General features: G+C 59.8%; 20 protein-coding genes and 2 tRNA genes. 11 read left to right on the top strand and 11 right to left on the bottom strand.

Features of this window, described 5'->3' with window-relative positions; genetic code table 11:
* Positions 1–80 precede the first annotated feature (80 nt).
* From J2D73_RS07265 to J2D73_RS07245, 5 genes are all read right to left on the bottom strand, one after another.
* Positions 81–3,431: a glycosyltransferase family protein gene (locus J2D73_RS07265; protein WP_207880870.1), complete on the bottom strand. Its 3,351-nt coding sequence runs from the start codon at positions 3,429–3,431 to the stop codon at positions 81–83.
* Between the two features lie 338 nt (positions 3,432–3,769).
* Positions 3,770–4,528 (bottom strand): ABC transporter ATP-binding protein, encoded by a 759-nt coding sequence (locus J2D73_RS07260; protein ID WP_207880868.1) that lies wholly within the window; start codon positions 4,526–4,528, stop codon positions 3,770–3,772.
* Positions 4,529–4,533: 5 nt separating this feature from the next.
* Positions 4,534–5,475 (bottom strand): ABC transporter permease, encoded by a 942-nt coding sequence (locus J2D73_RS07255; RefSeq protein WP_207880866.1) that lies wholly within the window; start codon positions 5,473–5,475, stop codon positions 4,534–4,536.
* Between the two features lie 84 nt (positions 5,476–5,559).
* A complete protein-coding gene (locus J2D73_RS07250) occupies positions 5,560–6,012 on the bottom strand; it encodes an NUDIX hydrolase (RefSeq protein WP_341535041.1) in 453 nt (150 codons plus the stop codon).
* Between the two features lies 1 nt (position 6,013).
* Positions 6,014–7,234, bottom strand: coding sequence for an MFS transporter (locus J2D73_RS07245; RefSeq protein ID WP_207880864.1), 1,221 nt, complete (start codon positions 7,232–7,234; stop codon positions 6,014–6,016).
* A 328-nt stretch (positions 7,235–7,562) separates the two neighbouring features.
* Here J2D73_RS07245 and gpt point away from each other — a divergent pair, with 328 nt between their 5' ends.
* From gpt to J2D73_RS07220, 5 genes are all read left to right on the top strand, one after another.
* Entirely contained in the window at positions 7,563–8,048 is a 486-nt protein-coding gene (gene gpt / locus J2D73_RS07240) for a xanthine phosphoribosyltransferase (protein ID WP_026398742.1), read from the top strand.
* A 168-nt stretch (positions 8,049–8,216) separates the two neighbouring features.
* A tRNA-Pro gene (locus J2D73_RS07235) sits at positions 8,217–8,293 on the top strand.
* A 38-nt stretch (positions 8,294–8,331) separates the two neighbouring features.
* A complete protein-coding gene (locus J2D73_RS07230; RefSeq protein ID WP_207880863.1) occupies positions 8,332–8,640 on the top strand; it encodes an ETC complex I subunit in 309 nt (102 codons plus the stop codon).
* A gap of 57 nt (positions 8,641–8,697) precedes the next feature.
* Positions 8,698–8,774, top strand: a tRNA-Arg gene (locus J2D73_RS07225).
* Between the two features lie 218 nt (positions 8,775–8,992).
* Complete coding sequence (locus J2D73_RS07220; protein ID WP_207880862.1) at positions 8,993–10,924, top strand: Hint domain-containing protein; 1,932 nt, start codon at positions 8,993–8,995, stop codon at positions 10,922–10,924.
* Between the two features lie 113 nt (positions 10,925–11,037).
* Here J2D73_RS07220 and J2D73_RS07215 read toward each other — a convergent pair whose 3' ends face one another.
* Genes J2D73_RS07215 through J2D73_RS07200 form a run of 4 tightly spaced genes read right to left on the bottom strand, consistent with a single transcriptional unit; the run spans position 11,038 to position 13,522 of the window.
* Entirely contained in the window at positions 11,038–11,439 is a 402-nt protein-coding gene (locus tag J2D73_RS07215; protein ID WP_243429741.1) for a very short patch repair endonuclease, read from the bottom strand.
* Entirely contained in the window at positions 11,436–12,584 is a 1,149-nt protein-coding gene (locus J2D73_RS07210; protein WP_207880860.1) for a DNA cytosine methyltransferase, read from the bottom strand. The genes J2D73_RS07215 and J2D73_RS07210 overlap by 4 nt, the downstream gene beginning before the upstream one ends.
* A gap of 24 nt (positions 12,585–12,608) precedes the next feature.
* A complete protein-coding gene (locus J2D73_RS07205; RefSeq protein WP_207880858.1) occupies positions 12,609–13,190 on the bottom strand; it encodes an outer membrane lipoprotein carrier protein LolA in 582 nt (193 codons plus the stop codon).
* The gene (locus J2D73_RS07200) at positions 13,187–13,522 is read right to left on the bottom strand and encodes a BolA family protein (RefSeq protein ID WP_207880856.1); all 336 of its coding nucleotides are present in this window, start codon (positions 13,520–13,522) and stop codon (positions 13,187–13,189) included. Before J2D73_RS07200 ends, J2D73_RS07205 begins: the two co-directional genes overlap by 4 nt.
* A 129-nt stretch (positions 13,523–13,651) precedes the next feature.
* Between J2D73_RS07200 and J2D73_RS07195 the strand changes: the two genes are divergently transcribed.
* From J2D73_RS07195 to cobT, 3 genes are all read left to right on the top strand, one after another.
* Positions 13,652–14,257 (top strand): J domain-containing protein, encoded by a 606-nt coding sequence (locus tag J2D73_RS07195; protein WP_207880854.1) that lies wholly within the window; start codon positions 13,652–13,654, stop codon positions 14,255–14,257.
* A gap of 40 nt (positions 14,258–14,297) precedes the next feature.
* On the top strand, positions 14,298–15,290 hold the full coding sequence (cobS, locus tag J2D73_RS07190) for a cobaltochelatase subunit CobS (RefSeq protein WP_207880853.1): 993 nt from the start codon (positions 14,298–14,300) through the stop codon (positions 15,288–15,290).
* Positions 15,291–15,662: 372 nt separating this feature from the next.
* Entirely contained in the window at positions 15,663–17,555 is a 1,893-nt protein-coding gene (cobT, locus tag J2D73_RS07185; protein ID WP_207880852.1) for a cobaltochelatase subunit CobT, read from the top strand.
* Here the strand turns inward: cobT and J2D73_RS07180 are convergent.
* Complete coding sequence (locus J2D73_RS07180) at positions 17,541–19,022, bottom strand: pyridoxal phosphate-dependent decarboxylase family protein (protein WP_207880850.1); 1,482 nt, start codon at positions 19,020–19,022, stop codon at positions 17,541–17,543. The genes cobT and J2D73_RS07180 overlap by 15 nt on opposite strands.
* Positions 19,023–19,522: 500 nt before the next feature.
* Here J2D73_RS07180 and J2D73_RS07175 point away from each other — a divergent pair, with 500 nt between their 5' ends.
* Entirely contained in the window at positions 19,523–20,308 is a 786-nt protein-coding gene (locus J2D73_RS07175; RefSeq protein ID WP_207880848.1) for an alpha/beta fold hydrolase, read from the top strand.
* A gap of 121 nt (positions 20,309–20,429) precedes the next feature.
* On the opposite strand, the gene J2D73_RS07170 is transcribed toward J2D73_RS07175, so the two are convergent.
* On the bottom strand, positions 20,430–21,287 hold the full coding sequence (locus J2D73_RS07170) for a DUF1217 domain-containing protein (RefSeq protein ID WP_207880846.1): 858 nt from the start codon (positions 21,285–21,287) through the stop codon (positions 20,430–20,432).
* A gap of 304 nt (positions 21,288–21,591) precedes the next feature.
* On the opposite strand from J2D73_RS07170, the gene J2D73_RS07165 reads away from it, so the two are divergent.
* Positions 21,592–23,100, top strand: a complete 1,509-nt coding sequence (locus J2D73_RS07165) for a circularly permuted type 2 ATP-grasp protein (protein WP_207880845.1) — start codon at positions 21,592–21,594, stop codon at positions 23,098–23,100.
* Positions 23,097–24,134: an alpha-E domain-containing protein gene (locus tag J2D73_RS07160; RefSeq protein WP_243429740.1), complete on the top strand. Its 1,038-nt coding sequence runs from the start codon at positions 23,097–23,099 to the stop codon at positions 24,132–24,134. Before J2D73_RS07165 ends, J2D73_RS07160 begins: the two co-directional genes overlap by 4 nt.
* The last annotated feature ends 64 nt before the right edge of the window (positions 24,135–24,198 follow it).

The raw sequence follows: 24,198 nt of genomic DNA, 5'->3' as shown, positions 1-24,198 counted from the left end.
TCCCACCCGCGTGTCTGCGCGATATCCAAACGACGGTTCGCATCCCCGTCGCTTAATGCTTGCGACAGACGCCGCGTGCATCAGGCGCTCAGAAATCCGCTCGCCGCTTCGCGGCATTTATCAAGAACCGCTTCGCTGGGCGGCGAATCCTCAACGGATACGATTTTCCCGTCCCTGCTGGTCAGGCGAACCGCAGTGGGGCGCATTCCGGCTTCATCGCCGACGACATTGAGCAGACATAGACGGTATGCTCCGTCGAGCGTTTCGTTGAACCCCCTATTGAGGCTCAGGTTGCCGACAAAGCCGACGCAAAGAGGCGCGTCATGGAAGATCGTCTGCACGTCCTGACGAATTAGACGGGATGTGCCGAACGATACGCTGCTGGCATTAGCCTCGTTCACCAGAACCACGAAAATCTGCCCGGCGCGAGACAGCCCCCGAAGGAAAGCCCACCCCCTTACGATCAGGTCACTTCCTTCAACATCTCTCTCATGCTGGCCGCCATCTTCGATGAGACCTGTGACGTGATCGAGGTAGAATTCGAGGTCGCCGGAGTAGACGTGGCGCGGTCCATCGGGGAGCGTCGACAGCTTGATGCCCCGCAGCACGCCGTCGCTTTCCGAAACGCGCTCGAAGTCGCGCAAAATCTGTCCATTGGAGGGTGGGACGCGGGCGATACCGATGATTTGCCCATCCGCGACTTCGATCTGCACGCCAGTCAACTGAAATGCGCCGCGTCCATGGACAATGTTCGCCAGACCGATGCGAAACACGCCTTCGCACCACTTTCCACGCAATGCGACCTGACCGGCGAAGCCGGAGCGGCGGGGAGCGCCGGGGAACAACCCGGTCACGTCCGAACGAACCTCGCGTTGCGTGGGAATGAAGATCGGGGGCGCTTCATCCTGACCAATCAAGACAGCGTAAAGCTGACCGGAGCCAGACACTCCCGGCGCCACATACCAGCCCCGAATGTGAAATTCACTGGCGATGACGAATTCCTCGTCGTCGGCCTCGGCGAAGACGTGGCGGCACACGTCGTCGATGTAATATTCCGCACCCTGAATCGAATGCCAGTCCGTTACGATTTCGGGCAACTCGATCGAAACGTCGCGTGTCGTCGGCGGATCGAAGATGTGGCGTGGCGGCGCCTGATGCTTCCATGAAGGATGCGGCAACAGGTTCACCTGCCCCGCGTCGAATTGCACATCGCTGCTGCCTAAGCCATTGCGCGGCGCCACATCTCGGTAAAGGCTCAGAAGCGCTGCGCCGTATTCCTGTGCATTTGTCCATAGATGTGGGCCGATATTGGCCATCAAAGATTGACGCACGGCCTCGCATGAACGGATTAATTCCAGACGTTCGAGCACTTTGGCAGGCGCACCGATCGGCACCTTGAAGCCATTGACGCCATCGATCACACGGTCGCCAAGAGCGCCGACGTCGGTCACGATGGGAATCAGCCCGTTTTGCCACGCCTCCGAGAGGGAGATGCAATAGGTTTCGGGCCATATGGAAAGATTGAGAGCGACGTCCGCAACCTGCAACGCGGCGATCTCGCCGACCGAATAACGCCCGTAGACGTGCACGTTGGCGCGTTTGAGGTTGTTCAGAACCTCCTGATACTCGGGATGCACATAACCGAAAATATGGAACTCGAAGAGATCGGGATTCGCGATCTCGATCGCATTCAGGACCGTGTCGGCCCCCTTCGTCCGCAGGAAGTTTCCGATGATGGCGACTGAAAGACGACGCCCGTCGAGGGGTTGATACGCCTTCGGCGTGATCGGCGCGGTCGTCTCGGGCGACGGAATTCCCAGAACAAAACTGCGCTTGCTGTCCAGACGCGGGTAGATCGTATGCGTCAGATTGCGCGAGTGCTCCGTGCCGAACAAAATCGCATCGACTGAGTTAAGCATCGTCGCGACGAAAGCCCGTCGCGTCTGCTCTGCTCCAAACTCAAGATTCTCCGAACGCTTGAGCATGATGTCGGCGGCGAGAACCCATTTCACGTCCTCCTCGCAATACCGCATCTCATGATTGAGAAGGTTGTAGTGCGCGGACACCAGAAGGAAGTCATGCGCGGAAAACACCACGCCGGCGCCATTGGCCTTCGCAATGATCGGCAAGGACATCGTGTGATGTCCGAGATGTTGAAAATGAACGATATCGAAGTTGTACTGGCTTAAGGCGCTCGAAAATGCTGTTTCTTCCGGCGCATCGCACAGCGCGTCCAGCCAACCGACGTCGGGCACGTCGAAACTTTCGATCTCCCTTCCGCTGGCGTCAGTCAGACGACACGAGCCGTTCCGCCGGAGCCAGTAGAAAAACTCGACGTCACGCAGGAGCATGGACGAAATCGTCCGCTGATAAACCTCTACGCCACCCCAGTTCTGTTCGTAGATGGTCGAATGCGTGCACATCAGGACACGCAGCCGTCCCTTGCGGGACGGAACATTAGTCGGCGACGGGGCGTTGCGGCCAAAATTAGCGCCGGTCGTCTCGATCATCCGCCGGATGCGGTGCTCGTAGAGATGGGCTTCCGACACGGACTTTTGGGCGGCCAGCGCCTGTTTGCGACGCAGCGACTTGTTGCCAAGCAACGCAGCCACATGCCCGATCAGTTCGTCTGCGTCTCGTGCGACATTGATTCCGTTGATCTCGGTCAGATAGCTTTCACGCATCGACTGGCCGATTTCGACCACCTGAGCGGCGCCTGCCAGTGCGAGTTCGTAAAAACGCGGCCCTGGCGCTGTCGCCTGACCCACGTCTCCATGACTCGCGTAGTCGCGGAACATCGTCAACGTCACGGTGCTCGCGTTGGCGAAGTCGATGAACGCTTCATGGCTGACCGGCCGCTGAATTGCGAGTTCAGCGATATCGGCAGGCAGAGGAGGCAAATATTCGTTGCCAGGACAGATCAGTTTCAGTCGCGCTTCAGGGAAAGCCGCGATCACGCGGCGAAGCGTTTCCACCCGGTTCGGCCACATCGTGCCAGCGAAAAAGATGTCGTAGTCGAGTTCGTTGGCGGCACGGACCTTGCGCTCGTGAATAGAGACACTGGCCGCGAGCGGAAGGTAGAACGCCGGCGTCTTGTACTCGCTGACACATGAAGGATCGTTGGTGAAGACGTAATCGAATATGCCGGTATTGTTGACGTTGAATTCGACCATAAACGGGTCTTCAAACGCCCAGAAAATCATCGTTTTGAATGCAGGGCGCACCCGCTTCATCAACTCGCTGTTGATCCGTTGCCCGTCAATGCAGATCAGAACGTCATGTCGCCCAGAGGCCGCGATGCCGGCGAGAGTCATGTTGTCGGCGACAACGACGGCATCATCGCCAAGAACAGTCTTGGCCGCCCGCTCAATTGCTAACGTGAGATAATAATTCGGGTTGTGAGTGTAATTCGTATTGTAGATTACAGCCATTCACTCACGCCGACGTTCCCGCCAAACGCCTTCTCAGCCAGTCAGGGCAGACATCGCATCCGCTTCTTACCTTTCAATAACGCATAAGGAGACTCTACAAAAGCCCAGCCCACGAATTGACGATGTATTCCTTTGAAAATCTGGGGTTTTTACATTTTGAGGCGACATGAACATGGTTTGCGCAAAAAAATAACGCTTAATTAACGGCTGTATTCGCAAATTTTATACGCGCACCTAATAAGTAAACGGCGCGCGTCGCAGTTTAAAACCCGGCTACCAATTCGCAACCAACGCAACACGGGATCTGGGCGCCATTCAAGGCGATCGCGCCCTCTGCATCAGCCCGCGGTGGACAAATAAGCATCAAGAACGTCTTCGGTCGGGCCATCCATGCGCACCCGCCCCTGATCCATCCAAAGTAGACGGGTGCACCACTCCTGCATGATCTCCGGCTGGTGACTGGAGACCACCAGAATTTCGGCCCCCTCCACCAACCCGATCATCCTTTGCTTCGCTCGCTCGCGAAACGAGGCGTCACCCGCCATGAACCACTCGTCCATGATCAGCACCTGGGGCATAATCGCGGTCGCCAGTCCGAATGCCAGACGGACTCTCATTCCCGAACTGTAAGTCTTGATTGGCAGATCGAGGAAGGGACCAAGATCCGCAAAAGTTTCGACGTCTCGTTCGATCTCCTGAATGGCGACTTCGCCCAGAGCATGGAACAGGCCACGCAAGCGGATATTCTCCCGGCCCGACATGTCGTCGTTCATGCCGAGGGACGTATCCAGCAGTGCGCCAATGCGGCCCTGTACGAGCACCTGCCCTTCCAGTGGTTCGTATATTCCAGCCAGAGCGCGCAGCAGAGTGGTCTTTCCCGCCCCGTTGCCTCCGATCAGCCCGAGCCTCTCTCCGCGTTGCAGTGAAAAACTGACCCCCTTCAGGGCCTGCACCAGAACCCGCTCGCGCCGATCCTGCGTAAACCTGCCCGAGAGCTTACCGTCAAGCGATCGGCGAACTGTCTTCTTCAGGCTTCTCGCGTCACCATGATAGAGAGGAAAGGAGATGGCGAGGTCAGTGACTTCTATAGTGGCCATTGTCGTCAGACCCAGTATGCCAGACGCGTCCGCATACGCGAAAACAAAGCGAAGGCTGCGACCCACAGCAGGCCACTATAAGCGACTGCAGCAAGCCAGATCGACGGCCGGACCTCCTGGTTCATTAACGGTCCTCGAACGATTTCCACCAACGGGTAACAGGGGTCCAGGAGCAGATATTGCCGACCTATGAAAATGAGGTCGGGCTTCCAGATAATCGGCGTCACAAAAAACAGAATCTGCATGACACTGGCGCTGACTGGGGGCATATCCCGGAAGCGCGCTCCGAGGACCCCGAAGAGAAGCGTGATGGCGTACATATCGGCCAACCACAGCAACACGCCTGCCGGAGCCTCCCAATTCAGTCGCGGGGCGATTCCGAAAATCACGAAGACGATCGCAACAACGGCTGCGCTGTGCAGGAAGGTCAAAAGCCCGCGTATTGTCACACGCAGCACATGCACGCTGAACGGCATGCGCAACGCATGGATTAACCCTACCGAGCCTGTGAATGTGCTGCATCCCTCGGACACGGCGCTGTTGAGGTAGCCCCACAGAATCAACGAAAACGACAGGAACGGAAGGTATACGCGCAAGTTGATGTTGAACAGCGCCGCGTAGAGGAAGCCCATCGCGCCGACCATGATGGCCGTGGACAGCGTCATCCAGAATGGACCGAGCATTGACCCTCGGTAACGCAGTTTTATGTCCAGCCAGCCGAGCGTCCATCCAAGCCTGAAGAGGCGAAAACCGTCCCGTGTGTCCTTGATCGCGTGAACGCTGTGCGCAAGTCCACGCTCCGGGCGCAAGTCCATCACCGGCTCGGGGCCGTTGACGCCTATTTCCGCTCGAAGGGCGCGGGCGCCTGCATCCTGCAGCGGGGCTGCCGGAGAGTCGCCCGTCACTGTTTCTGGGTGAATTTGCTCAGGCCGCTCGATCCTGTTCATAGCTGCGCGATAAACAACACGCAGCGCGAACGCAAGCGGCCCGATCTCATTGTCCCTCTGACCTCACCATCGCGGAGATAAGGATCAGATACCTTGCGGCTTGCTCGGCTCTGCGGCCAGCGCAATTTCCAGGCACCGCGCACTGGCCAGGGCTCCGAGCGCGCGAATGCCCTTCGTGTCAAACCAATCCGCTTCCAACGCGTCGTCTCCAGCGTGCAGCGACACATCGGCCAGTGCGACGTCCGATGAGCAGAGGATCACAGCGATCAGGTAGTGAAAGAGCAACGCGCCTGAGGGAGCGCGAGTTATGGAATCGAACGCCGTAATCACTGAACGCCCATGTGCGCTGACGCCGGTCTCTTCTCGCAACTCTCGACAGGCGGCTTCGAACATCCCTTCGCCGGGCTCGATTTTCCCGCCTGGAAAGCCCCACAAGCCAGAATCAGGCGGATTGGCTCGTCGAACCAACAGGAAAGCGCCATCGTCGGATCGACGCAAAACTGCGAGGACAGCGCCGCGAGGCGCGATTTCGTTCACCTCAGTCAGCCGTGATTGTGTCAAGACGATCCAATGCGGCCAGCTGCGGAAACCAGCGCATCCACAATACGGTCACAAGTAACGTCCCTACCCCGCCGATCACGACCGCAGGGACGGCTCCCACGAGGCTTGCGAGCATGCCGCTCTCGAATTCGCCCAACTGGTTGGAGGAGCCGATGAACAGCATGTTCACCGCCGACACTCGACCCCGCATCTCGTCCGGCGTGCCCAACTGAACCAGGGCGTCACGGACCACCATGCTGATCACATCCGCCGCGCCCAGAACCATCAGGGCGACCACGGATAACGGAACGGAACGCGAAAGTCCGAATGCGATGGTGGCGACGCCGAAGATCGCCACGGAGAGAAACATAATCCGGCCGGCGCTACGCTTCAGCGGATGGCGCGCCATCGCAGCGGCCATGATCACGGCGCCCAATGCGGGCGCTGCGCGAAGCAATCCAAGCCCGAAGGGACCAGCGTGCAGGATGTTATCCGCATACAACGGCAGCAACGCTGTAGCGCCGCCAAGCAGGACGGCGAACAGATCCATCGAAATGGCGCCCAGCATCGCCGGCTTGCGACGCAGGAAATTTATTCCGCCAAAGACTGAAACAAGGGAGAGCGGCTGACGCGCCCTGGCTGGGAAGCGTAACCGAAGACGCGTCGTGCCAAGCATCGCCATAGCGAAGGCGCTCCCGCAGACAAGGTAACAGGCCGCCGGCCCCAGACCGTAAAGAACGCCCCCAAGAGACGGACCAACAATAGAGACGACCTGAAAGAGCGATGAGGATATGGCCGACGCGCGCGGGAAGTCCGGCGCGCTGACCAGTGATGGCAGAAATGTCTGCTGCGCAGGCATTTCAAATGCGCGACAGGCGCCGAACACGGCGACCAGCGCGTAGATCCCCCACGGGGCAAGCGCGCCCGTCCATGTCGCGGTCATGATGGCGAACGCTGCGCACATTTCGATGAGCTGGCAGCATATTACGATGCGGCGGCGGTCGTGTTGGTCGACTACATGCCCGGCGGGAAAGACCAGCGCCATCATCGGCGCGAACTGCGCCAACCCGACGAAACCAAGCGCCGCTGCGCTGTGGGTGAGCGCGTATATCTGCCAGCCGACCGTCACGGCTTGAACCTGCGAGGCGAAAGCGGACACGTTCCGGCTGATCAGGTAGGCGATCAGCCCGGGCTGTTTCAGAACGGACGAAGCGGACATGATTTCCTGAGAAGTCGGCGCACCTGACCCGACAGCGCCGTCACGACACGTGCAGGCTCATAAAGTGACGTAATGGAAAAAATTTCGTCGCCGAAACCCGCGTTCCCGTCAATATGCGATTGTAGGCGAATGGGTTTCACGGGCGGACGCAAGGCCGACGCCCGGCCACATTGAACGCGTCCGTTGCAAAACCGCGGTTGGTAGAGCAATAGGGCGCAATCCGCCCAGCGCTTTCGTCCGAATGAGGGCGTTTTTTACGGATCCACCAAACCGTGAACGCGCCGCGTCGGGTAGAGGAAGTCGAGCACAAAACGGGAATATCGGCACGATGGCCACCAATTACGCGACAGTCACCTGGGATCAACTTCACCGCGACGCCCGCCTGCTCGCCACGGATCTGATGCCAAGAGGCCCCTTCAAGGGGCTGGTCGCTGTGACGCGCGGGGGTTTGATACCGGCCGCTATCGTCGCGCGGGAGCTCGATTGCCGCCTGATCGAGACCATCTCCGTCGTAACATATGACGAAGAAGAAAAAGGCAAGCCGGTCGTGATCAAGGCGCCCGACGTCGCGGGTGACGGAGAGGGCTTCATCGTGGTCGACGATCTGGTCGATTCGGGCGTGACCGCGCGAATCGTGCGTGAACGCCTTCCCAAGGCGGTGTTCGCCTGCCTTTACGCAAAGCCAGCTGGCAAGCCGCTGACGGACCTCTTCGTTGCTGAAGTGCCGCAAGATACGTGGATTCTCTTCCCTTGGGACACCGCGCCCCTGTTTGTTCCGCCACTGGCCCGCAAATCAGAAACCCCGACAGGCTAACAAACCTTGTGGCGGCCTGCCTGACAGCAGGCCGTCCGTATGAGGCAAAAGTGCCTGTTTTCGTGGAAAGTTACGAACAAAGACGACCAGAAAAGCCCCTTCCTCCAAATGATAGACGAATTGGGACTTGCCATAGGACCTCGAGCCTCCTAGCTTCCGGTCCGGTTTCGGGGCGTGGCGCAGCTTGGTAGCGCGCGTGTTTTGGGTACATGAGGTCGCAGGTTCGAATCCTGTCGCCCCGACCACTACGCCAGACGGCAATGCCGTAGCGAAGGAAACGGGCATGACGGCACGGATTTACAGACAGCCGAAAAGCGCCGGGCAGTCCGGGCAGAGTCAGACGCATACCTGGATTCTTGAATACGGTCAGTCATCACCGCATCGCCCCGGCGGCCTTATGGGATGGACCGGAAGCCGTGACACGCGCTCTCAGCTTCGCCTCAAATTCGGAAGCCGCGACGAAGTCCTCCGATATGCCCAGTTGCACGCCATCGCATACGAGCTTGAAGAGCCGGCGCCTGCACGTGTCCGCAAGCCGAAGGTTTACGCCGACAATTTCGCCTCCGGTCGGGTACAAAACTGGACCCACTGAGTTACAAGCAGTGCTCGTGACAGCGCTGTATTTTTCGGGCAGACACGCTCGACTTGGGCGCCCTTAGCTCAGTTGGATAGAGCAACAGCCTTCTAAGCTGTGGGTCACTGGTTCGAATCCAGTAGGGCGCGCCACTTTCGTCCCAAACGCACGGCGCGATTTTCAGTGCATTTCAAATACACAAGAATGAAATCGTAGCTTCTGATGGTTAAATTTATTCATATATTGAATATAATAAATACCTTAAAAATTCATGAAACTTCTGGTCAATTGTTGCTGCAACACCTAAAAGCGCCGAAGTGTTAAAAAAACACAAACATTTAAAATTCGAAGCGGTTTTTAGGAAATCAAAATGTCGACAGACTCATGGATTGGCGCAGCCGCAGGTGGCGCGTGGAGCACTGCTGGCAATTGGAGCGCCGGGGCAGTTCCTGACCAGAATTCTCAGGCGATAATCGGTTCGGCGGGCGGTACCGCAAACGTGACTCTTACGATACCCGGTGGCGTTTCCGCCAACACCATAGAAGTCGATTCAGGTTCGTCCGCAACTATTGTCGGTTCGGTCAACGGTTTGCAGAATGTGCACGCTTATGGCGGAACTATCACGTTTGGGCCCGGATCTTCCTCATCAAATGTCAACCTTGCCGTGACGTCCTCGGGTAAGGCGATTATCGAGAGTGTGAATGATACATTCACGAACGTTACCGCCTCGGGGTCCGGCAGCACTGTAGAGCTTAGCGGTTTATCTAACTACTCTCTATCAAACGCGAATTTTTCCAGCGACGCAGTGCTGGAGCTAGACGACACGACGATGTCCTACTTCAGCGGAAACTTCAACAGTGGAAGTTCCGTAGTATTAAATAACAACTCAAGCATCAGTATAGACAACCTGTCGGCGGCCGTTACTGTCAATGGCGGCTCGACCCTGACTTTAACCGGCAACTACAATGGCGGCGCATCTGTTGTCATGGGCAGCGGTTCGGGAAACACTGTTATCCTCTCGGGAAGTGCTGCTCAAAGCAATTTGAAGATTTCCGGCGTGGAACTGACGGACAAGATCGGCGTCGCGGGCAAGACTGTGACGAGCGCAACGTATACCAACACGAACGGCTCTGGCAGTGTTACTTTAACCACTAGCGACGGTTCAAGCTACACGTACTCTGGCATTCAGTTCGCATCTGACGTGCCAACCGGGACCCAAACGGTGACGGCCGTGAACGGCGAAGCTGTTGTCTGCTTCTTGGCGGACAGCATGATCGCGACGGCCAACGGCGAGGTTGCGGTACAGGATATTCGGATTGGCGACAGCCTTGTCGCTTTTGACTGGCGCCGCGGCGAGAACGTCACGCGCACCGTAGTCTGGGTCGGAAAGGCCCGTGCAGTGATCAAGCCGGACCTGCCGGATGATGAGGCAGGATATCCGGTCCGTATCGTCAAGGATGCGATTGCGGTGGGAGTTCCCTACAAGGACATGCTGATCACGGCGGAGCATTGCCTGTTCTTCGAAGGAAAGTTCGTGCCCGCGCGCATGCTTGTAAACGGGCGTTCGATTTCTTACGACAAATCTTTCACGTCGTACGATTACTACCACATCGAGACGACGGATCATTCTGTCATCGTGGCTGACGGCGTCCACACCGAAAGCTACCTCGACACCGGAAACCGCGGTTCTTTCGTCCAGCATGGTCAGGTCGTGCAATTCGGAGCCGCCCGCCCCCTGAACTGGGACGACCACAGCGGCGCGCCTCTCTGCACTGAGCGGAGCTTCGTCGAGCCGCTTTTCCACAGTCTCAATGCCCGCGCCGCGCAGATGAATCTCGCCGAGACCGTCACGTCAGAACGTGTTGTGACCACCGATGCGGACGTGCGTCTGCTGACCGGCAATGGCCAGATCATCCGCCCGATCCGTGAAGATGGAGACCGTGTCGTCTTCATCCTGCCTTCAGGTCTGGAGAGCGTGCAAATCGCGTCCCGTTTCAGCCGGCCGAGCGACATGGTCGGACCGTTTGTCGACGACCGCCGGAAATTTGGCGTGCTGGTCGGGAAAATCAGCCTCTATGAAGGCTCCGTCGAAGCAGAAATGACCGAGCATCTGACGCAGGCGGAGCTGGCCGGTTGGAACGGTCTGGAATCTTCTGAAGCGCGCTGGACTTCGGGCGAAGGTGTCATCACGCTGCCGGAGCGCAACGTAAAAGCTCCCGCAATGCTGAGCGTGCAGGTGCTGGCCACGACGCAGTATATTCTGAAAGATCTACAGGAAGCGCGAGCCGCTCAAGCCGCGTGAATTTCGGGCGCAGCCTAATTGGCATGCGCTGTACGTATGATGTTGGCCCGCCTACATGGCGGGTCAAAGATACTGCTCGCCACTCTGTCCCGGGCAAGCCAGTAGCGCGTCATCTACTCAAGAAAATCGCGAAGTATCGTCGTCAACTTATCTCGGTCCCTGATCTCACATTCCCATAGGGTCAGCGCGCGCCATCCCTGATCGCGTAACGCCGCGGCATTACGTCGATCCCGTTCGATATTTCGTGTAATCTTGCTCCGCCAATATTCGGCGTTGGTTCTGGGCGCCCGCGCGCCACGCTTGCAATCGTGGCCATGCCAGAAACATCCATGGACAAAAATTACTTTCCGGCGTCCCGCGAAGACGATGTCTGGAGAACCCGGCAGGTCCTTGCGGTGCAACCGATATCGATAACCCAACGAGAAGAGCAGTTTTCTGGCAGCAAGCTCGGGCGCCGTATTGGCAGACTTCACGGCCCGCATGGTGCGCGAACGGTTCGCGTCAGGCCTGATCAAGCCGCCTGCCTGCCCTTGCCCCCGACGCCAGCCAGGATCGGCTCAAACAAGTGCTCAGCCAGATGCCGTGCGACGGGCGCTGCGACCCCGTCGCCGAGAAGATGGTAAGCCTCGTTATAGACAGAAGGCAGGGCATAATTATCTGGCAGCCCCATCAGCCGGGCCGCTTCGCGTGAAGAGATCAGGCGGGAGCGAACATGCTCGCCCTCCACGATCAGAACCGTCTGCCTGCTGGAGCCGCCGGACGGCGTGCGCAGACACCCCGCCATATCGTCGAACCTGACTTCCGCACGTTGGACTTTCGCCCCCTGCGAGTCATTGCGCGTACGGCGATAAACGCATCCGACGACCGTCCTGCCTGAGCGTTTGGCGTCCTGCAGCCTGCCCATATGCAACGGGGACATCAATCGAATCAGCGCCTTCGTTTCAGCAGCCGTGTGCCATCTGACACTCGCGGGCTCCGCCTCGATCAGATCGCTGAAACCGGTTCGCCGCCGGGGAGGTTCAAGCAGCCGCCACCAGATCCAGTCAGTTTTCAACGTATCCGGCAGTTTCGCGACAGCGGAGCGAAGCCCTTCAGTGTGAAATGGCGCCTGAGGGCCGTCCGACAGCAAGGCCGCCGGCGTCGGCATGCCCTTACGGATGCCAATCACGAAAAGTCTGGGTCGCGATTGAGGCAGGAACAACGCGGCGTCCACGACTACAGCCCCGAAGCGGTATCCGTTTTTGGCGAACATCTGACAGATGGCCTGAAAATCACGTCCGGCATGCGAGGTCAGCGCGCCACAGACATTCTCGACCGCGACAAGACCTGGAGCGCGCCCCTGTGCGATCAGTCCGGAAATGACGCCCCAGAACGGGTAAAACGTGCCCGACCGCACCCCTCCAAGCCCGGCGCCCGCGCCAGCCAAGGAGAGATCCTGACACGGGAACGACCCCCAGGCGAGATCCGCCATGCCCGGCAGATCGTCGGCGACCAGTTCCGCCACGTCGCCGAGCCTGAATTCTCCCGCGTCGCCCCAGTTCGTGGTGTAAGAAACGGCCTTTCGAGCGTCGAAATCATTGGCGAACAGGCATGACCAGTTGGCCCCAAGCCCCGCCCGGACCATGCCGCCGCCTGCGAAAAATTCATAAAAACATGGCATTATGAAAATCTCTTCAGACGAACGTCACTGCCCCTGAACACGAAACGTCGTCGTTCGACGCCGATCGTCGACCAGCCTCAATCCCTGTAGCGCCAGCGAGCCGCCATAATCGCGAAACTGCAACGTCAGCAGACCGTCCGACGGCATCGCCGTTCGGGCCAGCGACACCTGAAGGAACTCCGGTGCTCTCAGAACGGACGTGACGGTGATCGGACCGCTAAGCCGGATCGGCGTCGCAAGGAGCAGACCGAGCGGATTATGCGACAGGCCCATATGTGTCACGGAACCGTTGCGATCGTCGCGCAGGACCAGATAACCGCTCGCAGCCTTCATGCTGAGGCCACGCGGATAGGTGTAGTCGAGCTTCAGGTCGCCCGGCGAGTAGGTCAGAATTCCCTCGCCCACCCCACCGTCGGGCCACACCTGCGAGAAGCCGGCCGAAAATTTGGATAACCCGTTAAGGTAGGCTTCCACCCTCGCGACATCAACCTGGTCAGCAGAAGACAGCGCCGTCGAACGGCTTCCGGCGCAGGCCGCGACCGCCGCAACGGTAGACAGGGAGAGTAACAGGGCCGCACGACGCCCCAGAAACTGCGATGCGCTCACGCCGACGGCTCCGCCGCCACCTTACCGACCGAAACATCCACCGGCGTGTCGAGAGTCAATGACAGCGCGTGTAATCCAGCATCGAACTCGCTCTGAAGCAGGGTATGCACGAGACGCGATCGTGCGACGCGATTGACGCCGCGAAACGCCTCGCTGACAATCACAAGGCGAAAATGGGTCTCTTCGACGCCTTCTCCGGGACCACGGGGCCGTCCGATATGTCCGGCGTGGCGATGACTGTCGTCGATCAGTTCAAAGCGAACCGGAGCGAGTTCCTTCTCCAGCAACTCTGTGATCCGCTGCGCCCGGGGACCTGTCGCTTCTTTGGCCATGATCAAGTTTTCTCCCGGTTTCCGCCATCGGCGTCGCGCCAAGGCAGGCTTCTGGCGCACCGCATTCATATCCGCCCGGGCCAAGATGCCTCTTGCGCCCTGGGACCGCAGACACACATAACAGGGCCCATGATCAAACGGAACACACGCCACCGGGCTTTCGATCCCGACCCGGACGCGCCGGGGCGGTGTTGCGACGCGCCTGGCTGTACGCAGTCGGCGGGGTACAGGGCTCCACGGTCGCGAACCAGCCTGAATGAATATTTCTGGTTCTGCCTCGAGCACGTGCGCGAGTACAACGCGCGGTGGGATTATTATAAGGGCATGAGCGCCGCACAGATCGAGGCTCAGCTCAAAGCCGACGTTTCCTGGGATCGCCCGTCCTGGAAGCTGGGCTCCGTCGGCAGACAACCGTTTAACGAGGAAGATGTTCTCGATCCTCTGGACGTGCTGGGCGCGTCTCGGGCCGAGCGGGCTCGCCGTCGTCGGGAGAGCGCCGCGCCACGGGTTCCGGATCCGTTGCGAGAGCCATTGGATACGATGGGTCTCAGATGGCCGGTTTCACTCGACGAGGTGAAAGCCCGCTACAAGGCGCTCGCCAAGAAGCACCACCCGGACGCCAACAACGGCGACCGCAGCGCGGAGGAACGCCTCAAGACGATCAACGTGGCGTATTCCACCCTGCGCACGCATCTTGCTTCTAATGTGGATAGCGGTCTCGAAAAGACCGCCTGACCGTGCCACACTTTCCCGGATACTGATGGACGGAAACGAAATGACCGCAACGACTGCCGAACTCGCCCCTACTTCCGCCTTCGCCGTGCCTGACATTCAGGTTTCCGCCCGCGAGGTTTTCGGCATCGACAGCGACCTGATGGTTCCGGCGTTCTCGAATCGTACCGAGCACGTGCCGCCTATCGATTCGTCCTATCGTTTCGACCACGACACCACACTCGCGATTCTCGCAGGATTTGCGTTCAACCGACGCGTGCTGGTTCAGGGTTTCCACGGCACAGGCAAATCGTCGCACGTGGAGCAGGTCTCCGCGCGCCTCAACTGGCCGTGCGTGCGCATCAACCTCGACAGCCATATCTCGCGCATTGATCTGGTGGGCAAGGACGCTATCGTCTTGAAAGATGGCAAGCAGATCACTGAATTCCGCGAAGGCTTGCTGCCTTGGTGCCTTCAGCACCCCTGTGCGCTGGTCTTCGACGAATATGACGCCGGACGCCCGGATGTGATGTTTGTGATCCAGCGCGTGCTTGAGGTCGACGGCAACCTGACCCTACTGGATCAGAATCGCGTGATCCGCCCAAACCCTTTTTTCCGTCTGTTCGCCACGTCAAACACGGTGGGCCTCGGCGACACGACCGGCCTGTATCACGGAACGCAGCAGATCAATCAGGGGCAGATGGATCGTTGGAACATCGTGACCTCGCTCAACTACCTGCCGCATGAGCAGGAAGTTGCGATCGTGACGTCCAAGCTCGGCATCTCCCCTGACGACAAGAAAGAGCGCCAGACGATCGACAACATGGTGGCGCTCGCCGGGCTGACCCGGTCGGGCTTCATGGCCGGTGATCTTTCCACCGTCATGTCGCCGCGCACCGTCATCGCCTGGGCTGAGAACGAGCGCATTTTCAGGGATCTCGCCTTTGCCTTCCGCCTGACGTTCCTCAACAAATGCGACGAGGCCGAACGCGACATCGTCTCCGAATACTACCAGCGATGCTTCAATGCGGATCCTATGGGCAAGCGGCCGCGCTAAATTACGCACGTTTGCCGATCAGTCAGCCGTGTCGCTTCGGCGAGGCTACAACTGATCCTCTCCGGGAGCGGCGCGCCACATCTTTGACGGCGTGTCCACGCGTTCGTTTAGAGGCAGATATTGAAGGCGCCGGATGAAAAACGCCGTTCCTCCGAAGAACTGCTTTCCGCGAAGCGCTAGCCGCCAGTTTTTGAGCGCCCACGGCAACGTGTACGTGTGAAGAGGGGGCATTCCCCCACACCCGAACACGTTTTTAAACAACTCTCTGAAACGCGTTGCGACAGATCGAATCTGCGGCGCGCTTCAGGCACATACCCCTTTTCGTCGGCTATGCTTAAAGGGACTATGCTCTAGCGCAGGACGGAGATCACAATGGCCGAGCAGCGCCCGCCACGAAACTCGACGCCCGACGTCAACGATCACGTCGAGACGTTCCGTCGCGCCACGGTCGGCGCGTTGCGCGCCATCGGCGGACGCGCCAACACCGAAGTGAGCTTCCACAGCGGCGCGATCCCCATTGGCGGCCTGGATCAGGAAGCGCCAGTACGGCTGCCCATGCCCTCACGGCACTTCGACCGGGACGAAGCCGCGCGCATTCGCGGGATGGCGGACGCGCAGGCCCTGCGCCTGCGCCATCATGACGCCGAATTGCACCTTTCCCGGCAGCCGCAGGAACAATCCGCCCGCTCTGTCTATGACGCGCTTGAACAGGCCCGCGTGGAGACGTTGGGTTCACGGCACATGCTCGGCGTAGCGGCGAACCTCGCCGTTCGCATGGATCAGGAACTGCGCGACGCGGGCGTGGAGAGGATGGCGTCGAAAGACGATATGCCTCCCTCTCTGGCGCTCGGGCTGCTCGCCCGCGAGAAATTGAGCGGCCAGCCAGTCCCGGCGTCGGCGCGCGATCTGGTCGACGCCTGGCGTGAATCCCTGCCCGACGTGGCGCGACAGGCGCTCGATGGATTGGCGGCGGTACAAGAAGATCAGGAGGCTTACGCCAGGGCGTCACGGCAGTTGATGGCTGCCTGCTCCCTGATTGAGGCTGACGCCGAAACTCCGGAAATCAGCAACGATCCGGACGGCGATGAGAGCGGAACACAGGATGAGGCCGAGGAACCGCCTCCTGCGCCCGAGGACGAGCCCACCCCTTCCGATATCGAAGAGCAAGGCGGTCTGGAGCCCCAGCTCATGGAGGGCACTGGGGAAGCAGGAGAGCCCGATGAAACTTCCGAAGGAGAAGCCGGCGACGCAGACGGCGCCGGTGATCCTGCGGGCCCCAGCGAGCCGACGAACACGCCCCCCGGCGACACGGCGCGCGGTTATCACGCGTTCACGACCCAATTCGATGAGGAAATAGCAGCGGAAGACCTCTGTGACGGCGAAGAGTTAGGACGTCTGCGCCAGCAACTCGACCTTCAGCTTGCCAGCCTTCATGGCGTTATTTCGCGTCTGGCCAACAAATTGCAACGCAAGCTGATGGCCCAGCAGACCCGTGCGTGGGAGTTCGATCTGGAAGAAGGAATCCTCGATGCGGGCCGCCTCTCGCGCATCGTGGTCAATCCGATGCTTTCCCTCTCCTACAAGCGCGAGCGGGAGACCGAATTTCGCGACACCACGGTAACGCTTCTGATCGATAACTCCGGATCCATGCGTGGCCGCCCGATTTCGGTCGCAGCCATGTGCGGCGACATCATGGCCAGAACGCTGGAGCGGTGCGGCGTGAAGGTCGAGATTCTCGGCTTCACCACTCGCGCCTGGAAAGGCGGACAAAGCCGAGAGAAATGGACCGCCGAAGGAAAGCCGAAGAATCCCGGACGCCTGAACGATCTGCGGCACATCATCTATAAGGCCGCCGACATGCCATGGCGCCGGGCGCGTCGTAATCTCGGGCTTATGCTGCGCGAGGGGCTGTTGAAGGAAAACATCGACGGCGAAGCACTGTTCTGGGCCTGGCGCCGGTTGAAGGTGCGGCCCGAGCAGCGGAAAATCCTGATGGTGATCTCCGACGGCGCCCCGGTCGACGACAGCACGTTGTCGGTGAACGCGGGCTCCTATCTTGAAGACCACCTGCGTGAGACGATCGCCATGATCGAAGGACGCAGCGGGGTCGAACTGATCGCCATCGGCATCGGCCACGACGTGACGCGCTATTACCGTCGCGCCGTCACCATTACCGACGCCGAGCAACTCGGCGGCACGATGATGAAGAAGTTGTCGGAGTTGTTCGACGAGGACCGAGGCCCTACCCGCTCACGCGCCGCCTGAGCGGGAGGCGGTGCACGCCAGAACCGCGTCAACAAGACGCTCGACGTCGGCGTATTCGGTTCGGTGATTCACGATGGCGGCGCGGATGACCTTGCGCCCGTTGATCACCGTGGTCGACGGCGCAGCTATGCCGCTTTCCTGCAAGTCCTTGACGATTTCACCATTCAGGATGTCATTCTCGACGTCGTCGCATTGCCGCGCGCAAACCCTGAAACAGACGATGTTGAGCGAAATCGGCGCCATGAGCTCGAGCATCGGCTCCGCCTCCACCCGCTGCGCCAGACGACGCGTCACGGCGCAGCAACGATCAACCATCTCTCCGAGGCGGCGCGTGCCGTACACTGAAAGCGTGGCCCACACCTTGAGAGCCCGAAAACCGCGAGACAGATCGGGGCCGAGGTCGCAGAACCACGGCGCGCCAGCCGCAAGGCCCCGGTCTTCGCGCGACAGATAGGACAGGCTCTGCGCGAAAGCCGCCGCGTGACGGGCTGGATCGCGTACCAGAACGCACCCGGCGTCATAGGGGGCCTGCGCCCATTTGTGGAAGTCGAAGGCGATGCTGTCAGCTCGCTCCAACCCGACCAGACGGGGCCTGATCGTCTCCGACAGAACTGCGGTCGCCCCGAACGCGCCGTCGACGTGAAACCACAGCCTTTCGCTTTTTGCGACATCCGCAATATCGTCGAGAGGATCGATCGACCCCGTATCCACCGATCCAGCCGTACCGACGACGAGAAACGGCTCCAACCCGGCGGCGCGGTCTGCCTCGATCATTCGCCGCAGCACCGCCACGTCCATTTTGAACTCTTGGTCGACGTCGACTAACCGCAACGCCTCTGACCCAAGCCCGGCCATGTCGAACGCACGGCTGACGCAGCCGTGTACGGTCTTGGCTGCATATCCGATGAGGCGCCTGCTCTTCAGGCCAGCCGTCCGTAGCGACAGACCATCCGGCGTCGCGCGGCTCGCCACGATCACGGCTATGAAATTCGCCATGGAGGAGCCTGTCACCAGCAGCCCGCTAGCGTTCTCCGGCAGGCCCATCAACGTCGCGGCCCAACGGATGACCATGCGCTCAACCTCGACCGGCGCATGATCACGTCCCCCGAGATTGGCGTTTAACCCCGCCGCCAGCATCTCGGCCGCCATGCCAACCGGCGTGCCGCCGCCGTGAACCCACCCCATGAAGCCGGGATGCCGGTTGCCGGTGGTGTAAGGAAGAATGTCCTCGCGGAATGACCGCCGCCAATCATCCAGCGAGCCAGCCTCGCCCGGAACCGGCGCCGCCCGAAAGGCCGAACGGCGATCTTCAGGAAGAGGCCGCCAGACTGGTCCGTCGCGCAGCGTCGCCAGATCGTCGATCATGTCATCCAGCATGTGGTGCGCCTGAGAGCGAAACTCGGTCCATTCCTGCTCACTCTGCGGGTCCAGCGAATGCCCGGGCGTCGAGGCTGGCGGCTCGTTCATGCGTCTCTTCTCCACAATGGCGGTCCCTGTTACCGGCCCAGGCCGATGTGAACCTCTCTCCCCGCCTGCGCAACCGTCCCGAGGCAAACGCCTCCAGAAGCGGCGACGGAAGGCACTCACAGGTGCAGCTGACGAAGTGCTCTCCGCATCCTCCATCACGTAATCCGTCGCTTTGGTCGTCCCATCATGGCTGAGCCCGGCGCGCCTCTCCGAACGATGTCGAGCCAAGCTGTTCACAAACCACTTGTCATACGAAAAGATCTTACCGTGGCGGGAAGACCATTCGCACACATGACAAGTAACGAGAGGCGCCTTAGGCAAGCGCAAGCCGTCGTCTTCAAGGCAGACCAGACGGTGCGAACACGGGGCGACAAGGCCGCTCACCGTGAAGGCATGGGAGGCGTCGTTTTGAAAAGTCGTCACAAGCGCGGTAGAGTCGCCGGCGTATCGGCGCCTCGTTATTGTGACGCGTCAGCAGTCTTGAGGATGAGCCAACGGTCATGTTCTTCAGTGGATTCACTCTCACGACGCTGATGGTGAACAGCACCGCATGGCGCCTTCGCTCCGGTGGCGCAGGGCCTGCGCTCATGCTGCTTCATGGCCGACCGGAAACGCACGCCGCCTGGCACGCGGTCGCGCCCGCATTTACGGATACGTACTCCGTTATCTGTCCCGATCTCCATCCTGAACTTCCGCCGCAACGACAGGCCGAGGACCTTCTCGCACTGGCGACCGCCATGGGGCATGATCGGCTTATTCTGGCGGGACAGGACGCTGGAGCGCAGATAGCCTGTCAGATTGCGGCCCTGGCGCCGGAGCGGGTCGCTGGCGTGATCGCTTTGGAAGCGTTGCCCGGCATGAATCATATCGGTCGAGACGATATGGCGTATTCTCTCGCCCAGTATGAAAGCTGTTGGTTCGGTCAGTTGCATCCAAAGCCGGAAGCAGGCGCGGTCCAGACCCCTCCGGAATGGCAAGGCGCGCCGGGCGAGCAGGTCAGCATATTCGCGCCAGAGGCCGTCGCAGATTACACCCACATGGCGCTGTGGCCCCAGTCGACGTCGAGTTACTGGCCGCAGGGCGAACTCTCGCTTCAATGCCCTCTGTTGGTTCTCTGGGGTAAGGCGGGGCGTATCGGCGGGTGGTATGATCCGCCGACCCTATGGCGGGAAGTCGCCCACGGACCAGTGTCCGGCCATGCTCTCGACGCCAGTTTTTTCCTTACGGAAGAAGCGCCGGGCGAAGTTCGTAAAGCTTTTGAAGAGTTCCTTCCTGCATTGCCGTAAAGGCGGCCAGAGCATCTCACAGGCACGCCCGGACGGCAGATCGAATCAAGGCGCGTCGGTGAAACCGGCCGGTAGATCATGACCCGTTCGTGCAACATGAATGCGCCAGACCGCAGACGTTTCACCCGAACAGGGCTGTGATCAGCGATGATGTGCTGGCGGAAGAAATCCCAAACACGCTGAGCGCAACGTTCGTGTTGCTTCCGTCCGATCCATAGAGAGAAAGAAGCGTCGCAGGCTGTGAGGAGGTCTGAGGGGTGATCTGTAACATTGCTAGATAACGTTCAGCGTATTTCTGGATTTTTTCTGTGCTCGAAAAATCCGACAGATTGACGCTCTTCTTGAGCATCTGGACCTGCTGATCATAATCCAGGGCGCCGAATTCAGTCGGGTCATAGCCGGACACCGTCTCGACGACTTTGAGAAGCGTCGAATCTGACATGATCTGCGACAGGGTCATGTCGGTCGTCATGGCGCGCGTAAAATATAGGGCGTTCCCGATCCCGGACCCGTTACTGCTGTCATTCAGGTGAGACTCGTATTTCGACTCCTCGTATTTCGTGACGATGGATGAGACCGATGAGGCGTCGCTAAAGGGTGACGACGACGATGCGCTCGACGACGAACTGGCCTGGTTCCAGACTGAAAACGCGGCTGCGAATTTTTGCCAGGCTGGATTGGCCGACTTTGCAGCGACGGAACTCGCAGAGCTTGGATCCTGCGTAAGCAGGTCTTTCACCAGCGCCGTTTCGTTCTGGATCGAGCTCAAACCATATGCGCCCAGAACGACCGCCAACGCCTTGTAATTGCTCATCAAGCTGGATGCGGACTTAATGTTGACCGCGTCCTCCTCGAAGGTCGAGATATAGTTCTTCTCGGCGCCATCGGTCTTCGCGTATGTCGCGGCTGACTCGGACTCATCAGTCATCGCCTGGAGATATGTCGCTACTGGCGACAGCCCCGAGACCGTTCCGCTCATGCCCTTTGCTCCTTCGCCACGACGGCTCTCTCGCGCCCGAGGGATGTCACACTATGGCCCGCGAGGTGCTGGACTCCGATGTGCAATCGCTTCGTTGCGCAACCCGATTGACGACTGGCCAACTGACAAGACGCGCGCCAACCAAAACTCCAAAGAGCAAGATGAAACCCAATCGTTAACGCCGACTTAAAGTCACAGACGGCATCACGCGGCGAAATCACTTGGCGAACGTCTCAATTCTTGCTTGGCTGCAACAATCCGCCTTGGCAAGAACGCCGTCGGCGGTCAGGCACAAGGGACGCGAATGGGCGATAGCGCAGACGAATCCGTCACACACAACGGGACGCAGGACGCGGCGTCACCGCCTTCACATCGAGAAGGTCTTTTCTCGGGCTATCTCAACGACGCTTTCTTCTGCGAACTGACCAATAGCGGCGGTCCTCCGGATCCCCGCATCCTGCAACTCCGCGAACGGCTCGGCGCTCTGGAGCTTGGAGATCTTCGCAACCGCGCGGCCAACGCCGAGCGCGAGCTCTACAACCTCGGAATCACCTTCACCGTCTATTCCGAACGCAACTCGATCGACCGCATCCTTCCGTTCGATCTGGTGCCGCGCGTGCTGACAAATCCCGAATGGCGCCATGTCGAAGCAGGCGTTCGTCAGCGCGTGACTGCCCTGAACATGTTCCTGTGGGACATCTACCACGATCAGGCGATCCTGAAGGATGGCGTCGTGCCAAGGGAACTCGTCGTCGGGAACGCGAATTACTGTCCGCAGATGATCGGCCTTGACGTGCCCGGTAAAACCTATGTCCACGTCAGCGGAACCGATCTGGTGCGCGACGACGACGGAACGTTCCTGGTGCTTGAGGATAACGCGCGGACGCCTTCTGGTGTTTCCTACGTCATCGAGAACCGACACACGATGCTGCGTGTGATGCCCGACGTCGCCGCCGGGATAGACCTGCTGCCGGTCGACGATTACGGAGTACAGCTTCAGAAGGCGCTGGCGGAGGTCGCGCCGGAGGGCGTGGACGATCCGCAGGTGGTTCTGCTCTCCCCCGGAATTTATAACTCCGCCTATTTCGAGCATGTCTTTCTTGCCCGTGAAATGGGCGTGCCGTTGGTCGAGGGGCAAGATCTGACCATCGAGAACGACAAGGTTTACATGCGCACCACCGCGGGCTTGCGGCCCGTGCACTCCATATATCGTCGCCTGAATGACGAATTCCTCGACCCTGACGCCTTCAATCCATCGAGCATGCTCGGTGTGCCCGGATTGGTCTCAGCCTACCGGAAAGGCAACGTCACGATAGCGAACGCCCTGGGAACCGGCGTCGCGGACGACAAGGCTGTGTACGCCTATCTACCGCGCATCATTCGATATTACCTTTCGGAAGAACCGATCCTGAAGAACGTGGAGACGCATATTTGCGCGGAGCCTGAAGGCCTCGCCTACACGCTCGCCAATCTGGAAAATCTGGTGGCCAAACCGGTCGGCGAGTCCGGCGGCTATGGCCTGATCATCGGTCCCCACGCCACACGCGAGGAGCTGGCCGAATTCCGCACAAAACTTCGAGCGGATCCAGCCAATTACATCAGTCAGCCAGTCGTGAGGCTCTCTGTGTCTCCGACGCTTTGTGAAACAGGCCTTGAGCCGCGTCATGTGGATCTCCGTCCGTTCGCCGTGACTGGGCGGTCCACATGGGTTCTTCCCGGCGGCCTGTCGCGGGTCGCGCTCAAACGCGGGTCTCTGGTTGTCAATTCGTCGCAGGGCGGCGGCTCTAAAGATACGTGGGTGCTGGCGTCATGAGCATGTCACTTGATCCCGTAGCGACGGTATCGCCCCACCCGCTGCTCTCCCGATACGCCGAATGCTCGATGTGGCTGGCGCGATATATGGAGCGCATCGAAAATCTCGCGCGCATCATCGACGTGACCGAAATTTTCGTCCGCTCCGGCGCGTCCGACGGCTGGCGGGCGATCGTGCAAATCAATGCCGATGAGGAGCGATTTTACGCTTCTCATTCGAAAGCGACAGCCGACCGGGTCATCGCCTTTTACGTCATCGATGCGGAAAATCCGACCTCGATCACTTCGCTCGCCCTCGCAGCCCGCGAAAATGCGCGCGCGCTGCGTCCGCTGATTTCGACCGAGATGTGGAGCCAACTCAACATCTTCACACAGTTTCTGCGCGGCCTGCGCGCCGAGGACATCCGCCCAAGCGAGATTTCGCAGCTGTGTGCTCGCATCAAACAGGAGTGCCAGACCCACACAGGCATCACTGAAGGCACATTTTACCGCGATCAGGCGAGCCTGTTCTACAACGCGGGACGTCAGCTGGAACGCGCGGACCAGATCACCCGCCTGATCGACATCAAGTACCACACCCTGTTGCCTGTCGCTGCCGGGGTGGGCTCGGAAGTCGACATCAGCCAATGGACCTCCGTCCTGCGTTCGGCGGCAGGCTACCACGCCTACCGTCGTGTGATGGCGGGCGACCTTCGGCCATCGAGCGTCGTCGGTTTCCTGCTGAAGAGCGAAGCCTTTCCCCGCTCTCTCGTGTGCAGTCTCCGGCACTTGCACAATAACGTCAGCCGGTTGCGCAGCGATTATCGTCTGAGGGACGCTGGCGGCATCGTCGAGCGGATCGAGTTCCTCAGAGCCGGGCTGGATGATCAGACCGTCGGTCAGATCATCACGCGTGGTCTCCACGAATTCCTCGATTGGGTGCAGCGACAGTTGCAGGATGTGCAGACCGAGGTGGCGCAGGCCTTCTGGCCGCCTCCCCGGCCTGCCTCCGCTCCTGCGATCGAAATGTCGGGTCAAACACAGTCGCAGTCCTGACCGCACGCACCGCGCGTTTTTCAGGCTGCGTGACGAAGGCTTTTTTGGTGGGCAAAAGGGGCGC

The sequence above is a fragment of the Acetobacter sacchari genome, assembly GCF_017377715.1.
Lineage (GTDB): Bacteria > Pseudomonadota > Alphaproteobacteria > Acetobacterales > Acetobacteraceae > Acetobacter > Acetobacter sacchari.
This window is presented reverse-complemented; position numbering and strand designations above follow the sequence as displayed.